Annotated in this window: 9 protein-coding genes (1 of these 9 only partly in view); 2 read left to right on the top strand and 7 right to left on the bottom strand. The window is 68.7% G+C overall.

The annotated features are described in order from the left end of the window. Positions 1–45 precede the first annotated feature (45 nt). Positions 46–1,533 carry a group II intron reverse transcriptase/maturase gene (ltrA, locus tag D892_RS0115590; protein WP_024801232.1) on the bottom strand — a complete coding sequence of 496 codons (1,488 nt, stop codon included), beginning with the start codon at positions 1,531–1,533 and terminating at the stop codon, positions 46–48. Between the two features lie 869 nt (positions 1,534–2,402). On the opposite strand from ltrA, the gene D892_RS0115585 reads away from it, so the two are divergent. Beyond that, positions 2,403–2,939 carry a hypothetical protein gene (locus D892_RS0115585; protein ID WP_156959523.1) on the top strand — a complete coding sequence of 179 codons (537 nt, stop codon included), beginning with the start codon at positions 2,403–2,405 and terminating at the stop codon, positions 2,937–2,939. Positions 2,940–3,159: 220 nt separating this feature from the next. Here the strand turns inward: D892_RS0115585 and cutA are convergent, their stop codons facing one another. The 3 genes from cutA to D892_RS0115575 form a co-directional block, all read right to left on the bottom strand. After that, positions 3,160–3,396 (bottom strand): divalent cation tolerance protein CutA, encoded by a 237-nt coding sequence (cutA, locus tag D892_RS49625; protein ID WP_084161087.1) that lies wholly within the window; start codon positions 3,394–3,396, stop codon positions 3,160–3,162. Then, positions 3,374–3,892: a helix-turn-helix transcriptional regulator gene (locus tag D892_RS0115580; RefSeq protein WP_232236094.1), complete on the bottom strand. Its 519-nt coding sequence runs from the start codon at positions 3,890–3,892 to the stop codon at positions 3,374–3,376. The genes cutA and D892_RS0115580 overlap by 23 nt, the downstream gene beginning before the upstream one ends. A 143-nt stretch (positions 3,893–4,035) precedes the next feature. Next, a complete protein-coding gene (locus D892_RS0115575) occupies positions 4,036–4,956 on the bottom strand; it encodes an aminoglycoside phosphotransferase family protein (RefSeq protein WP_036567097.1) in 921 nt (306 codons plus the stop codon). A 410-nt stretch (positions 4,957–5,366) separates the two neighbouring features. Here D892_RS0115575 and D892_RS0115570 point away from each other — a divergent pair, with 410 nt between their 5' ends. Further along, on the top strand, positions 5,367–6,566 hold the full coding sequence (locus D892_RS0115570) for an NAD(P)/FAD-dependent oxidoreductase (protein WP_024802129.1): 1,200 nt from the start codon (positions 5,367–5,369) through the stop codon (positions 6,564–6,566). A gap of 373 nt (positions 6,567–6,939) precedes the next feature. Here D892_RS0115570 and D892_RS0115565 read toward each other — a convergent pair whose 3' ends face one another. From D892_RS0115565 to D892_RS0115555, 3 genes are all read right to left on the bottom strand, one after another. Beyond that, positions 6,940–8,340 (bottom strand): hypothetical protein, encoded by a 1,401-nt coding sequence (locus D892_RS0115565; RefSeq protein WP_024802128.1) that lies wholly within the window; start codon positions 8,338–8,340, stop codon positions 6,940–6,942. Positions 8,341–8,417: 77 nt separating this feature from the next. Further along, on the bottom strand, positions 8,418–9,011 hold the full coding sequence (locus D892_RS0115560) for a Uma2 family endonuclease (protein WP_024802127.1): 594 nt from the start codon (positions 9,009–9,011) through the stop codon (positions 8,418–8,420). A 134-nt stretch (positions 9,012–9,145) separates the two neighbouring features. Beyond that, positions 9,146–16,410, bottom strand: the 3' portion of a protein-coding gene (locus D892_RS0115555; protein ID WP_156959521.1) for a non-ribosomal peptide synthase/polyketide synthase. 45,691 nt of this gene lie beyond the right edge of the window; the window shows 7,265 of its 52,956 coding nt (coding positions 45,692–52,956); the start codon falls outside the window, past its right edge; it ends in the stop codon at positions 9,146–9,148.

Here is a 16,410-nt window from a genome sequence, read left to right as displayed (position 1 = left end):
CGAACCGGACGTGCGGCTTTCACCGCATCCGGCTCTCCATGGAATTCATGCTGGCGTGGTTGTCGCCAGACGTTGTGCCGCGTTGCTCCAGGGTGTCGGGATGGTGTAGCCACGCCACCGGTAGCGTTCGATTCCGGTGTCGGTCGGGTTATAGAGCACGATCCCGTTCTCTGCTGGGCGGCGCATCGGAGCCGGGGTGCAATACCGGCGAAGCACTTTGCGCCAGCTCAGGCGCGAGTGTCTCTTGTAGAGCCACCTCATGGCGCGAACCCACGTGTAGTGCTGCAGGTAGCGGTAGGTAGCAAACGAGACACCGTGTCGGAAATAGAGACACCAGCCCCGGACCGTTCGGTTCAGGTGAAAGAGCATGTCGGCCAACGTCTTGTAGGGTGCGGATCTGCGCGTGTGAAACTTCACCTTCCGCATGATCGAAGCCAGCGACTTCTTCGACGGATAGGTGTGAATCACTGCCTTGTTCACCGTGCCCGGCTTCGTCCGGCGCTGGATGCGCCAGCCGAGGAAGTCGAACCCGGTATCCATGTGCACCACATGGGTTTTCGGCTCCGACAGGGTCAAACCCATCGGGGCCAGAATGTCCGCGACCTCGGTCCTGGCTTGTTCGGCGTGGTGTCTCTCGCCGTTGACCAGGACCACGAAATCGTCCGCGTAGCGGACGAGCCGGTAGGTCGCGCCCCCGTTGCGGCGCTCTCGTTGCCGTCCCTGCCAGCCCGCGTTCGGCGAGGGCTTCCCGGCAGAGAAGGCATCCCACTTGTGTTGATAGTGGTCATCGAGCACCGACAGGGCGATATTCGCCAGCAAAGGCGACAGAATCCCGCCCTGCGGGGTTCCGGTGAGCGCTTCCCGGTCGATGCCGTCCTCGCTGAGGATTCCTGCTTTGAGAAACGACTTGACCAGGGCGAGAACGCGTTTGTCCCTGATCCGGTGACGCATCCGGTCCATCAGGGCCGTGTGGTCGATCCGGTCGAAACACGCCTCGATATCGGCCTCCAGCACCCAGGTGTAACCCCGGTTGCCGAACAAGTGAATCTCGGCGATCGCGTCCTGAGCGCGACGATTCGGGCGGAACCCGTAGGAACCGGGCTGGAAATCCGCCTCGAAGATCGGCTCGAGTACCAACTTCAACGCCGCCTGAACAATGCGGTCGCCTGCGGTCGGTATCCCCAACCGGCGCTTCTTGTCCGTGCTGCCCGGTTTCGGAATCGACTTCTCCCGGACCCGGTCCGGACGGAAGCTCCGGTCCTTCAACTCCGTTCGCAGCCGCGACAACAAGACCATCGAGTTCCTCGGGATCGAGGCAGGCTTCACCCCATCAACCCCGGCGGTTCGGCCACCTTTGTTGCTACGCACCCGTTCCCAGGCATGCACCAGAAACGCCGGATCACTCACCAGATTGTGCAGATCCTCGAACACGCGACCCGGATCCCGGATCGCCCACCAGTGCAGTTTGGCCTGCATCCGCCGTACTCGCGACCAGGCTTCGTCGAAGTCCGGCCACGATTCACCCGTATTCACAAGCGCCTCCGGCCATTACAGCCCCTCTCCGCTGAAATCCACTGGGGTCCTTCGCCCTGTGACCGGCTCTCCCGGCCTCCGACTACTACGACCCCTCCGCCCCACCCACGCCCCACCAGCCGACGACGGGCCTGCCCACCGCACACCGCTGGCAGCGGTGTGCGGTGGGCGAGACGGGATGGTTCCCACGTTCACTGTCATCCATTCGGGACAGGAGGCAGCCAGCTCTACCCCTGCGGCATCGTCACGGCTACGCCGCAGACCTTCACCGTGACCTCCCCGCCGGACTATGAGACACCGACGGAAAAGTTCCCCGCCGCCCTCACAGGCGACGGGTGCGCACCGCTATCCGGCCCATATCCACCGAGTTCGAGCCGGCGCATAACCTCGAGGGGCTTCTACCACTGGTTTCTCGCGTCTACCTTTGTCCCACGCTTGCCGGACCCACACCATTCGGCAGTACTGACGCGTCCCGGCTTTGTCAGGGCTGCTCCCACCCTCCCCGGCGTCTCCCGGACCAGGCTGCCCTCAGCTACAGCAATCGTGCTGCGACACAATCACTTCGGAGTCATTCCACCTCCAATATGGATAACAGCGCCTCGTGGCGCACCCCATGCGGCGATGCAGCAACACAGGGCCTGCCGCCAGGAGGACTGCCCACGCAAGCGTGCGGCATATCAGGTGCTGGTGGAGGCCCAGCACATCAAGCCGGACACCGGACGGACGCAATAGTGGCCCCGGCAACTGAAGACACGAAACCGGCCTTGGAAAGCCCCTCGGCTCGTCCGCCGAATACGCCGAGAGGCGATTGGACGACCACATCAGAGACAAACGAAAGGCGAACTCTGCGAATGACACTCGGAAGCTCGATGCCTGAGCCCGCGCCGGCTACTCCGCTGCCGACTCTCGACGACGTACTCGACGCGATGGGCGGCACCGACCGCGACAACCCCCTGCACGTCGTTGTCGCCGAGATGCTCCCGCTGGACAAGCAGCGGTTCCTCGCGATCGGAACCCTGATCGATCATCTCCCGTCCGATGCCGACAGCCTGGTCGACGCGGCCTATCGGCTCGCCGCCGTGATGTCGGAGAGAAGGCGCTGCGTCCGCGCCATCGACCGACACATCGCCGAAACGGTGCGGCTCGACCCCTTGCCGGAGGCGCCGCAGGCCGAGTACACGACCGGCGAATTCGTCGCCGCCATCACCTACGCGGCGTTGGTCGGGTCCGCCCAACGCGATGCCGGACGAGATTTCGGCGGCGGCGCCCGGCTGGCGTCGCTCTACCGCGCCTACGACACCTTCCGCGACGAATTGACGTCGGGCGCAACCCGGCTCCCACGGCGCGCCTCCGCTGCGGAACGAGAAATGGAGTCGAAAGGTCAAGTATACGAACGGAATTCATGACGCTTGTCCGGCGCACACGCGACGACGCCGACGGTCGAACCTTCCTCCGCGGGACTCTCTGCGAGACAACCAGGTTCCACGGCTAGAGCCTCCGCACTCGCGGGCAGCGTCGCATCCGCTCGACCACTCGTCCGCATCCACGAAGTCGCACAGCGCTGCGCGAAGGAGGGCACCACCGGCGCGGCCGAACTGACACGCCGGACAGCATCCGCTCGCGTGCCTATCCCTGCCCGGCTGTAGTGCGCTCGACCCACTCCACGTAGGTGTCCAGGCACCAATTGACCGGGGTCGCGGTCATTTCCGGACTGCCCCACGGGTGGAGTTCCGAAATCCGCGCCGCGAGCCGACCGCAGGCCGCTGCCGAGGTGCGGAGCGAGACACGCCACTCACTGCCCTCGCCCAGCGGATAGCGTGCTCCAGCTGATCGCGCCGCATCAGCCCGCGAGGCCGAGAACATCGGCGCGCTCGTCTTGCGAGAGCAGCCCGCCCATCGGGGAGACCTCACGCATCTCGATCGAATCGCGGTCGAGACCGGTGAGCAGGCGGTGCAGTCCTGGCACATCCCGGTGCTTGATCAGCGACTGCCAGCGATCGAGATTGCGCACATGCGGCTGACCCGATACTCCATCGCGAAGTCGCTGTAGATTGCGTTCGATGCGCGGCAGCCACGACTCGAGGCTCGATCGGGTCAAATGCACCGAAAGTCGGCTGTGCAACTGCCATGAGCGGCGCTCGGAGCGGGTCAACTCGGGGACGACGGGCCGCCGCACGACCTCGAGGCGGTAACCCATACAGCACAGCAGCCGCTCGAGCTGCTCATCGCTGAGATTCAGCTTGCCGGACAGGACCTGGCTGATACTGGACTGGCGGACGCCACTGACCCTCGACAACTGGGACTGGGTGGTGCCCGTTTTGCGCATCACCTCGCGCAGCACACCGCTCCGGCTGGTCATACCTCGATTATAGCGCCCGACGCTATAGACGGGCTTACACTTCTCGATCTCGCCCGATCGACCAATAGCCTTGCGAACCTCGCCGCGTGGTGCGGCGTCCGGAACAGGATCTCGTCCTGGACGACCTGACCGATGTCGAGGCGTTACCTGCCCTTCCATGTCGGTAGGACGGCTTCTGCGACAACTCGTTGTTGCTCGGACATGCCCGGCTCGCCGTCCTCCAGGTCCCACAGTGTGTTCTGTAGCGCGCGGCCCAGCGTCCAGCCCGCCGCGCGCCTGCGGTCGAGGCCGAGCATCTCGGTCATGAGGTCGAATCGGTACCGGACTGCTCGCCCTACGTTTCCGCTGGCCACGAGCGCATCCCAGCGATTGTCCAACGCGGGCATCAGATCGAACCCGGGGTCGCCGGCCAATGGTTTCGGGTCTATGGCGAGCCACGGCTCGCGATCGGCGGCAAGCACGTTGTCGTAGTGCAGGTCCCAGTGCAGCAGCCGGTCGCCGGGCTCGTCCACCAGGTCGGCGACCGCCGCGGCACAGGCGAGAATCAGCCCGCGTTCGTCGTCCGGCAGCAGGTGAGCCGCCTCCGGAGTCTGCGCGAGCATCGTGCGGGCAATGTCGTGCAAGCGGCGTATCCCGTGCGGGGCAGGGTGGGCGACGAGGCGTGCGAGGAGACCGGTGAGCAACGTCAGGGCCTGGACGTCGTCGGTCACCGAGGACAGCGAGTGGTGTGGGTGTAGACGTTCGAGCAGCATGACTCCGGTCGCTGGGTCGGCGTCCAGCAGCCGGACCGCACCGTCGCCCGCCCAGGCCCGCAAGCCGGCGGGCTCGCTCTCGGTCTCCTCGTCGAGGAGCTGGAGCTTGAGTGCGGCAGGTGTGCCGTCGGCACGGACGACCGGAAGCACCAGAGAAGCCAGACCGTGTAGCGGCGGTCCGTCTCGGCGGAGCTCCCATTCGGTGAGGTACCGGGCCGCATGGGCGGGTAGCCCCGCGATGAACTCGCGCCCCGCCGCACCGTTGTACCGGAGCTGCGCCTCGGCCAGCTTTGCGGGAACCTCGATGGTCACAGTGCCCTCCTGAATCCTGACGATTGTCTACTTCACCCCGGCGGCACGAAGGAGACAAATCGTAGATGTCGAGGTCCCGAAGCTACGGTCGGGAGTCGATCCAAGGCCGGGGATCTGAAACGACGCCGCCCCGGAACTGCGGTATTTCGCTTCTCGCACAACCCCGCCCACACTTCCCGATGGTCAGTCGCCCAGCCGGGATCGGCGGCTGTTCTGATGTCCGCATCGGCGCCCCCGCTACCGTGGTGAACTCTTGTGGGAGCGTCCGTTGTCCTGGCGTACCGCCCGCGTGCCGGCCGGAAGCCACCTACATCGTGGCGGCCCGGCGCTGCCCCTCCGGCCGGATCCGATGTCACAGCTGTCGAGTTCGCGGTGTCTTGTGTACGACCCCTCGACACGAAGGAGACACCATGAACGGGAACATCGATGTGGTCGTGATCGGTGGCGGATACGCCGGCGTGCTGGCGGCGAATCGGCTGATGCTGCGCGACGACGTGAGCGTGACCCTGATCAATCCGCGCTCGACGTTCGTCGAGCGGATTCGCCTGCACCAGTTGGTGGGTGGGTCCGACGATGCGGTCGTCGAGTACCGGGACGTTCTGCACGAACGCGTCGGGCTGATGGTCGACACCGTGACGCGGATCGATGCGGCCGAGCGCTGCGTGGCGTTGGCGGGTGGCGAATCGGTCGGCTACGACTATCTGGTGTACGCGGTGGGCAGCGGCAGCGCCGATCCGCGCGTGCCGGGGGCGGCCGAATTCGCCTATCCGATCGCTACTTTCGAGGATGCGCAGCGGTTGCGGCAGGCCGTCGAGGCCGTGCCCGCGGCGGCCGCGGTGACGGTCGTCGGGGCAGGGCCCACGGGAATCGAGACCGCCGCCGAGCTGGCGGAGCTGGGCCGTCGGGTGACGCTGGTGTGCGGCGACGTACTCGGACCGTACCTGCATCCCCGGGGCCGACGCTCGGTGACCAAACGGCTTGCCGCACTGGGCGTTACCGTGCTCGAAGGCCCCGACGCGACCGTGACCGGCGTGACCCGCGACAGCGTGCGGCTCAGCGGCGGGCACCGGCTGTCGAGCGCGGTGAGCGTCTGGACCGCCGGATTCGGCGTGCCGGACCTGGCCGCGCGCAGCGGGCTGAGCATCGATGCCGTGGGCCGCCTGCGCACCGACGAGACGCTGACCAGCGTGGACGACCCGCACATCATCGCGGCCGGCGATGCGGCGGCACCGTCGGACCTGCCGTACCGGATGAGCTGCCAGGCCGCGACCCAGATGGGCCCGCAGGCCGCCGACACCGTGCTCAGCCGGATCGGCGGCACCCGGCCCGCACCCGTCGACGTGGCGTTCGGCGGCCAATGCATCAGCCTCGGCCGGCGCGCCGGCATCTTCCAGCTCGCCGCCAGGAACGACGTCGCGAACGGCCTCTACCTCGGCGGCGTCCCCGGCGCGAAGCTCAAGGAGTTCATCTGCAAATACATCGTCAAGCAGCTGGCCGACGAGGCCCGCAAGCCCGGTTCGAAGACCATGAAATTGAAGGACATCAAGCGCCGAGAACTGCTGCGGGCCAAGCATAACGAGGCACCGGCCGCCTCCGGACGGGCCGCCTAGACCGCACATCCGGCAGCCGATCGCCTCGGCTACCAACAGATCTCACCATGTCGTGGTGCGGCGTACCAGTGCGGAACGCCGTCCCACACCGTCCGACCGCCCGCTCGAGACTTCCGGCCGAGCGGCGGCCTGAGTAGGCAGAGCCGGAGTACGTTGCGCGGCAGCCGGTGCCATCTCTGCGGCGAGAACGCAGCACGGGCCGAGCGACGGCGAGTCCGGCCGGATAGGTCGCGAGATGTACTGGTGCGGCGTACCGATCGCGCAACACCGCACCACACACCGACCGGATCGAGATTCCGGCCGAGCGGTGGTCTGCATCGGAATACGTTGCGCGGCAGTCTGTGTCATCTTCGCGGCGAGAACGCGGCACGGGTCAGCCGGCGCCGAGCCGGGCCAGGTAGGAGTCCGGGTGGGCGAGCATGCGCCGGTCGCCGAAGAGGACCCGGACTCCGATGCGGCCGGTGGCTGTCGAGCCGGGAGCGTCGATGGCGACCGAGATGCCCGGGGGCAGCGCCAGGAACTGGGTGGCGAACGGCATCGAACGCGAGACCTCCCAGGTGGTCCGGCGGCGCCACGGGCCGTGATCGTGGCTGTTCAGGCAGCACACCATCCATCCGGAGTCGTCCGGATCGCCGGCCTCGGTGCGGCACAGCAGCAGCGCGGAAAGGTCCGGTTGCACGCATTCGGCGATCGTCACGTACTGGTCGTCGCGCGGAAATGCCAGCTCCTCGACCAGTCCCAGGCTCGCCGCGACCTCCTTCTGGTACCAGGTCTCACCCAGCGTCTGCTCGACGTGTTCCGCCCAGGCGTCCTCGCCGGTCCGTTCCAGCAGTCCGAGCATCCCGTCGTCGCGCTCGGTCAGCCGCAGGGTCCGCCAGCCGATCCGGATCGTCCGACCGGACGCGAAACGGGTGCCCACGGCCATGGCGTCCTGCACATCGTCCAGGACCCATTCGACCAGCGACTCGTCGAGGCCCGGCACCGGCGGATCGGCAATCCGGGCCACGACATCCGGGTGACCCTGCCGCCGGCCGATCGTCGTGCGATACAGCCCCTCCCCGAACCGCTCGATCGAGAAGTGCGGCCTGAGATATTCCGGCTCGCCGGGTGCCGGATCCGGCCCGAAGCGCGCACCGCCGTCCGCGGTGATCATCGTGTTCCGGTACGCCACCTCGGCCACGACGCCGCCGTCGGCGTCCACCGTGTCGCGCGCGATGATCAGACCGGTTTCCGGTGGCAGGGCAAGGAATTGGGCGAGGAACGGCAGGGCGGCGGTCAGCCGGAACAACTTCATGAAGTCCCACGCCGCGTGGTCGTGCTCGTCCCCGCAGCTGACGCCCCATTGGCCGGGCTGGTGCGAGTCCGGGCCCATCCGATTGAGCACGATCACGCCGGCGTCGAACGCACAGGGCTGGACGATCGCGATCTCCTCCTCGTCCAGCGCGTCCTGCACCTCCGGCAGCTCGAGTTCCGCGGCGGCTTTCACCTGCAACCACATGTCGCCCAGCGTTCGGTCGACCTGTTCCTCCCAGGTGTCGTCGCCGACCCGTTCCGTGAGCCCGAGCGTCCGGTCGTCGTGTTCCACGACCCGCATCCGGCGCCAGCCGACCCTGAACTCCTCACCGGCCGCGAAACGGGCACCCTGGGCCACGGCGTTCTCCAGCTGACCCACGATCCACGCCGCGGCATGCGGAGTAGCCGGGGCGCCCCGGAAGACGAGCGTGAATTCGGGGTGCCCGGCGGCAGCACACGCCGTTGTTCGGAAGATGCGCATCAAAACCGTTGTAGCAGCAACCAGTTCGAGACAGTCGGCCGGATCCGGGCCGTGGTGTGCGGCGGAGAGTGAATTCCTCAGCGCAGCAGCGCGGCCGGATCGATGGTGAACTCGAACGGGGAGTGCAGGGTTGCGGGTTCACCGGCGGGTATGCGGTGCGTCAGTTCGTACTCGCCATTGTCGCCGAGGGCATGGGCGAACAGAACCGGCAACGTCTCGCCGGGCAGGCGGCCCTTGAAGGGATTGGCCTCGATTCGCCAGTAGTTCGGAATCCCCGCCTCGGCATAGACGGCGGGTTTTACCATGCGGTCCTGCAGGGTGGTGGACGCGGAGACGATCTCGACTGCGAGGACGACGTGCTCTACCTTGACGCCGCGTTCCTCCATCGGTCTTTCGCCGGTCCCTGCAACAAGGTCGGGTATGGGCTCATCGTCGCCGATCAGAACCCCGATCCCGGGTAATAGCCAATAGCCCTCCGGTAGCACTCCCAGCAGGGCGACCTGAAGCCACTGAAGAAGCACCTGGTGCTTCGGCTTCGGGGCGGCGTTCACGATGAGCTGGCCATTCAGCACCTCGTACCGGATTCCGTTATCGGGCAGGTTGTCGAGGTCGGTCGCGGTCCAACGATCCCCCGCAGGCAGCCGTGTGGGAAACGGTTCGGGAACCGGCATCGCCACGAAAGCCACCTCCTACTCGCTGACCTTGCAGCGGCGCTCTTCGCCGCCTGCCCTCGCAGTCTACCCAGGCGAAACGGCATCGGGCCGGTGAAGGAACGGGTCCATTCCTGCACCGGCCCGATGGCGGCTCACTCCGCGGTGATGAGGCGGATCCGGTCGGTGGCGGGGGCGGTCGGTTCGTCCGGGGTGGTGAACCAGTGGGTGACCTCGCCGTCGGTCAGATCCGTCGGGACGTCGCCGGTCGGGAGGACCGACAGGGCGCCGGCCGTGGCGGCGGCCAGGAACTCGGCGACCGCCGCGGGGCCGCCCGAGGCGGTGGTGAACGTGGTCGACTCGTAGTCGATCTCGTTCTCCTCGCGCAGGGTGGCGGCGCGGTCGAGGGCCTCGGCTTGGGTGAGGGTGGTCCAGGTGCCGTCGGCTGCGCGGACCACGAAGGCCGGGTGGTCCTCGTGCAGCGGGCGCACCCGGTCGGCGTAGGAGACCGGGTGGGCCGGGGCCGCCGCCAGTTCCTCGCGCACCTTCGGATCGGTCGGCACCAGCCACCGCACCGAACTCGCCGCCGGCTCCTCCGTGATGCCGAAACCGGCTCCGGCGGAGACTATCTCGCCGAACGACAGCCCCTCGGCGAGCAGCACCGCGGCACCGGCCTTCTGCACCGCCCAGACCGCGACCGCCGCGTCGACCGAGCGCGGCAGCGTGACCGCGACGATGTCGCCGGGGCCCGCACCGCGTTCGATCAGCGCCCTCGCGAGCTGCGAAGAGCGCGAATCCACCACGTGGTAAGGGATTTCCGCACCCTCGGACAGCAATGCCGGGGCCTGCGGATCCTCCTCGACGACCTCGCCCAGCAGCGTGGCCACCGTGCGCGCGCCGACGCGCGGCGGCTCCGGTACGGATTCCGTTGCGGCGCCGCCGGAGTCGGCCACGATGCGGGCGCGCTCGGCGTCGTCGAGGATGTCGATATCGCCGACGGACACCCGCGGATCGCCCAGCAGCGCCTCGATCACCCGGATCAGCCGGGCGGCCAGGGTCTCCACCTCCTGGGAGGTGAAGCGGCTGGTCAGATACTCCAGGTTGAGCCCGATCGTCGACTCGGCGGTGACCCAGAGGGTCATCGGGTAGTGCGTGCCGCCCACGAAGTCGACGCCGGTCACCGACATGCCGTCGACGGCGCTGGCCTGGGCGATCGCCTCCCGATCCACCGGGTAGGACTCGAAGACCACCAGCGAGTCGAATCCGGCCGCCGGGCCGGCCACCCGCTGGATATCGGTGAGACCCACGTAGTGGTGCTCCAGCAGCGCGGCCTGCTCGCCCTGCAGCGCCGTCAGCAGTTCGGCGACGGTGCTCCGGTCATCGACGTGCACCCGCACCGGCAGCGTGTTGATGAACATGCCGACCATCGACTCGACGCCGGGCAGTTCCGGCGGGCGGCCGGAGACGGTAGCGCCGAACACCACGTCGGTGCGGCCGGTCAGCCGGCCGAGCAGGATGCCCCAGGCCGCCTGGACCAGCGTGTTCACCGTGACGCCGAGGTCGGCGCAGAACTTGCTCAGCCGCTGCGTGCGTTCGACGTCGAATTCGGTGACCAGCTTGTCGATCTCGAAGTTCTCGACCGACTTCGGTTGCGGCGCAAGCTGGGTGGGCTCGTCCACACCGGCCAGCGCCTCGGCCCACGCCCGCAGTGAGGTCTCCTGGTCTCGAACCGACAACCAGGCCAGGAAGTCCCGATAGGACGCCGTCTCGGGCAGGACAGTCCGGTCGCCGTGCGTCGCGTACAGCACCAGCATGTCCCGCATGAGCAGCGGCATCGACCAGCCGTCGAACAGCAGGTGGTGCGCGGTGATCACCAGCCGCCACCGGTCGCCGGTCGCGGCCTCGTCCGCCGTGCCGGTCCGATACAGGGTGAACCGCAGCAGCGGGGCGGATGCCATATCGAAACGGGTGGCCCGATCCTCGGCCAGGTGCCGCCGGAGTTCGGACTCCCGTTCCGCCACCGGCGTTCTGGTGAGATCGACCCGGCGCCACGGCACCTCGACGCGGCCCAGCACGATCTGCGCGGGACGGCCGGCCGAGTCCGTGGTGAAGGCCACCCGCAGGTTGTCGTACCGGTCCACGATGCCCTGGGCCGCCGCCCGCAGCCGCTCGACGTCCAGTGTGCCGCTGAGGTCGACGACGGCCTGCTGGGTATAGACGTCCACGGTGGCCTGCGTCATCAGCGAGTGGAACAGCAGACCGGACTGCAGCGGCGACAGCGGCCACACCTCGGTCATCTCCGGGTAGTCGCGCCGCCACACCTCGGCGTCGGCGTCCGCGACCTCGACCAGCGGGCCCGTCGGCAGGTCCGGTTCGGTCCAGGTGCCCAGAGTCGCGACCGCCGCCAGGCCGGCAATCGTGCGGTGCTCGAACACGTCCCGCGCACCGAACCGCACGCCGCGCGCCTTCGCCCGCGACACCAGCTGGATCGACAGGATGCTGTTGCCGCCCACGGCGAAGAAGTCGTCGTCGACGCCGATCTCCGTCCGGCCCAGCACATCCGAGAACACCTCGGCCAGGGTCCGTTCCGCCGGGGTGGACGGCGCCCGGTACGGGGTGGTCTCGAACTCCGGTTCCGGCAACGCCTTCCGGTCCAGCTTGCCGTTCACGTTCAGCGGCAACGCATCCAGGACCACGAACGCCGACGGCACCATGTAGGACGGCAGCGCCGCACTCAGCGCCGACTTCACCTGCGCCACCTCGAGATCGGTCTCGGCGGGAACGAGGTAGGCGACCAGGCGATCACCCAGGCGCTCGTCCGACCTCGCCACGACGGCGGCCTGCGCCACCTCGGGCAGCGCCAGGACGGCCGCCTCGATCTCACCCAGTTCGATCCGGAAACCGCGGATCTTCACCTGGAAGTCCGTGCGGCCGAGATACGAAAGCTCACCGCGGGTGTTCGATTCGGCGCCCGCGCCGGTGCTCCAGGCCACGAGGTCACCGGTCCGGTACATCCGGGTCCCGGGCTCGAACGGGTTGGCCACGAACCGGTCGGCGGTCAGGTCCGCGCGACCGAAGTAGCCGCGCGCCAACTGCGCACCGGCGAGGTACAGCTCGCCCGGCACGCCGGCCGGCACCGGCCGCAGGCGGGCGTCCAGCACGTACACCCGGCTGTTCCACTCCGGGGCACCGATGGAGACCGACACCCGATCGGCGTCGGTCACACGGTGGTTGGTGACCGACACGGCCGCCTCGGTCGGGCCGTACAGGTTGAACAGCGCGGCCGCGTTCGCCGCGCGGAACCGCTGCGCCGTCGGGCCCGGCAGCGCCTCACCGATCGCCAGCACCCGCCGCAGCGACTCGCTCAGCGCGCCACCGGCATCGGTGAGCAGGGCGTCCAGCATCGAAGGCACCACGTGCAGCGTGGTGACGCCTTCGCGGGCCATCAGCTCGTTCAGGTACGCCGGATCCTGGTGCCCGTCGGCGGTCGCGACGACCAGGCGGCCACCCGAGACCGCGGCGGTCCAGAACTCCCACACCGACAGGTCGAAGGTCGCCGCCGTCTTGAGCAGCACCGCGTCATCGGCGGTCAGACCGAACTCGGCCGTCTCCCAGAGCAACTGGTTGACGATCGCCGCGTGCGACACGGCCACACCCTTCGGCCGCCCCGTCGACCCCGACGTGAAGATCACGTACGCCGTATTCGAAGGCCGCAGCGGCCCAACACGATCGGCGTCGGTGAGCCGTTCGCTCGAAACACCGGAGAGATCCAGGTCGTCGATCCGCACGACATTCCACGCCGACACAACGCCATCGATCACCGAACCTTCCGGCGCGGCGTCGGCGCCGGTCGAATCGCCGGATTCGGCTCCGATCGCTGCCGGGGCTCCGAAGGCGTTGCCGCCGTTGGTCAGTACGCACACCGGGTCGGCGGTGTCGAGGACGTACTCGGTCCGCTCCGCCGGCTGGTCCGGATCAATCGGCACGTACGCACCGCCCGCGACCGACACCGCGTACATCGCCACGACCAGATCCACCGAACGGCGCATCGCCAGCGCCACCCGGGACTCCGGCCCGACACCCAGCGACACCAGGTGCCGGGCCAGGCGATTCACCCGGTCGCCCAGCTCCGCGTAGGTGACGGCCGTGCCGTCCGGGCCCGTCAGGGCAACCGCGTCCGGCGACTCCGACAGGGTCTTCTCCAGTAGCGACACCAGTGTCAGCGACCGGTCCACCTCGTGGTCGGTCGCGTTCCACTCGGTGATCAGGTTCGAACGCTCGCCCGCGGCCAGCAGCTCGAGGTCGCCCACCGGATGCGCCGGCACCGCGACGATCTCGCGGAGCAGGCGCACGAAGCGGTCGGCGAAGCCCTGCACCGTGGCGGCATCGAACAGGTCGGTGGCGTAGGTGAGCACGCCGCCGATACCGGCCGGGGCGCCCGTGTCGTCGTAGCCGTCGGACACGATCAGGTGCAGGTCGAACTGCGACAGCTGGGTGTCGAAGTCGACGCCGGACAGGCTCAGACCCGGCAGCTCCAGGCTGATCCGTCCCAGGTTCTGGAACGACAGGCCGACCTGGAACAGCGGATGCCGCGCCGTCGAGCGCGCCGGGTTCAGCACCTCGACCAGGCGCTCGAACGGCACGTCCGCGTGCGCGAACGCCTGCAGATCCGACTCCCGCTGCCGCGCCAGCAGTTCCGCGAACGGCTCGCCCGCGTCGACCCGGGTGCGGAACACCAGGGTGTTGACGAACATGCCGATCAGATCGTCCAGCTCGCGTTCGCCGCGACCGGCCATCGGGGTGCCGATGGCGATGTCGTCGGTGCCCGACAGCCGCGACAGCAGCACCGCGAATGCCGTGTGCACCACCATGAACAGCGTCGCGCCCTCGCCGCGCGCCAGCGCCGTCAGGGCGCTGTGCAGCTCGGCGTCGATATCGATCTCGACCTTGGCGCCGGTGAACGACTGCACCGCCGGCCGCGGACGATCGGACGGCAGATCCAGCTGATCCGGCAGATCCGCCAATGCCTGCCGCCAGTAGCCGATCTGCTCGGCCGCCAACGACTCCGGATCGTCCTCGCTACCCAGCAGCGCGCGCTGCCAGATGCTGTAGTCGGCGTACTGCACCGGCAGCGGCGCCCAGCTCGGCGGCTCACCCGCGACGCGGGCGGCGTAGGCGGTCATGACGTCGCGGGTCAGCGGCCCCATCGAGGAACCGTCGCCCGAGATGTGGTGGATCACCAGCGCCAGCACGTATTCCCGTGGAGCAGTGCCACTTTCGGTGCCTCCGGCGAGCGCGGCGGTCGTGCCTCCCGGACGGACCGCGGACTCCGTGCCGGTGTTCACCGGAGGCCCGGCGGATTCGGCATCGGCCTCCGCGGCACGCCTCCCGCCGGCACCCGCGGCATCCCCGGCGCTCTCGGCGTCGGTGATCTCGAACAGCGCCACCCGCAGCGGCACCGCGCTCGTGACGTCGAACGAACTCGACACCACCTCGAGGACCGCGGACTGGATCTCCGCCGTGGTCGTCGTCCGGAACTCCAGCTCCGGAACCGCCTGCGCCACCGGCAGAATCACCTGCGCGGGGTCGGAGCCGGAGTCGGTGCCCTCGGGATAGACCGTCCTCAGCACCTCGTGCCGCGCCACCACGTCGGCGATCGCCGCCCGCAGCGCGGGCAGGTCCAGCTCGCCGGTCAGCCGCACGGCCATCGGCACGTTGTAGGCCGCCGACTCGGGATCGAACCGGTTCAGGAACCACATCCGCTGCTGCGCCAGCGACAGCGGAATCCGTTCCGGCCGAACGGCACTGCCGAGGACGGGCGCGTCCGTGTCGCGGGTCTGCGACTCGATCGCCGCGGCGAACACCGTCACCGTCGACCGCTCGAACAGCACCCGCACCGGCACCCGGGTATCCACCGCCGCACCGACGCGCGCGACGACCTGGGTGGCGATCAGCGAGTTGCCGCCGAGGGCGAAGAAGTCGTCGTCGGCGCCGATCCGGTCGACACCGAGCACCTCGGCGAACACGCCCGCCACGATCTCCTCGACCGGGGTGGACGGCGCCCGGAACTCCCGCCGCGTGAACGTCGGTTCCGGCAGCGCCTTGCGGTCCAGCTTGCCGCTCGGGTTGAGCGGGAACGCCGACAGCTCGATGACCTGGCTCGGCACCATGTAGGCGGGCAGATGGCCGGCCGCCACCGCCAGCAGGTGCGACTGGTCGAGGCTCTCGCCCGGCGCCGGCACCGCGTAGACCACCAGCTGGTCGCCCAGCTCGGACGGCACCACCAGCGCGACGGCCTGGCTGACCGACGGCTCCGCCAGCAGCACGGACTCGATCTCGCCGAGTTCGATCCGCTGGCCGCGGAACTTCACCTGGAAGTCGGCGCGGCCGATGTACTCGAGGGCACCGCGAGTGGAAGCGCCACCATCGGACACAGCAGCGCCGCCGAACTCACGCCACACCACCAGGTCGCCGGTGCGGTACATGCGCTCACCCGTCCCGAACGGGTTGGCCACGAACCGGTCCGCGGTCAGGTCCGGACGCCGCACGTAGCCGCGCGCCAATTGGTCACCGGCCAGGTACAACTCGCCGACGACCCCGGCGGGCACCGGGCGCAGCCGCGAATCCAGCACGTACAGGCGGGAATTGCCCTCGGGCCGGCCGATCGGCACGCTCGGGCTCTCCTCGCCCGTTGCGGTCCAGTGCGCGGCGGTGATCGCCGCCTCGGTCGGGCCGTACAGGTTGTGCACGGCCGCATCGGAGATCGCGTGCACCGCGATGACGGTCTCCGGCGGCAGCGCCTCACCGGCCGCGAACACCGTCCGCAGCGTCGGCAGGGCGCCGGCGGCGGTGTGCGCGGTGAGCACGGTCAGCATGGACGGCACGAAGTCGGTCATCGTGACGCCCTGCGCGGCAATGGTTTCCGCCAGGTACAGCGGATCGCGGTGGCCGTCCGGGGTGGCCACGACCAGCTTCGCGCCGACCCGCAGCGGCATGAAGTAACCCCAGAGCGAGACGTCGAACGTCGCCGGCGTCTTCTGCAGGTACACGTCGTCCGGGGTCATGGGGTAGGCCGTCAGCATGACGGAGATCTGGTTGTGGATCGCCGCGTGCGACACCGAGACACCCTTCGGGCGGCCGGTGGAACCCGAGGTGAACAGGGTGTAGGCCGGGTTCTCCGGCAGCACCGGGCTCAGCAGCTCGTCGGGCTGCACCGGGGTGGTCTCGAATCCGTCCAGGTCGATGGTGTTCAGATCGAACACCGTCACACCGTCCGGCACCTCGACCGCGTCCGCGGCGCGGGTCAGCACGCAGACCGGCTCCGCGGTCTCCAGCACGTGCGCGATGCGCTCGGCCGGATGATCCGGATCCAGCGGCACGTACGCACCGCCCGCCGTGACGATCGCGTACATACCGACCA

This window comes from Nocardia sp. BMG51109 (genome assembly GCF_000526215.1).
GTDB lineage: Bacteria > Actinomycetota > Actinomycetes > Mycobacteriales > Mycobacteriaceae > Nocardia.
Note: the sequence above shows the minus strand (reverse complement) of the source record. Positions and strands in the feature narration are given on the sequence as shown.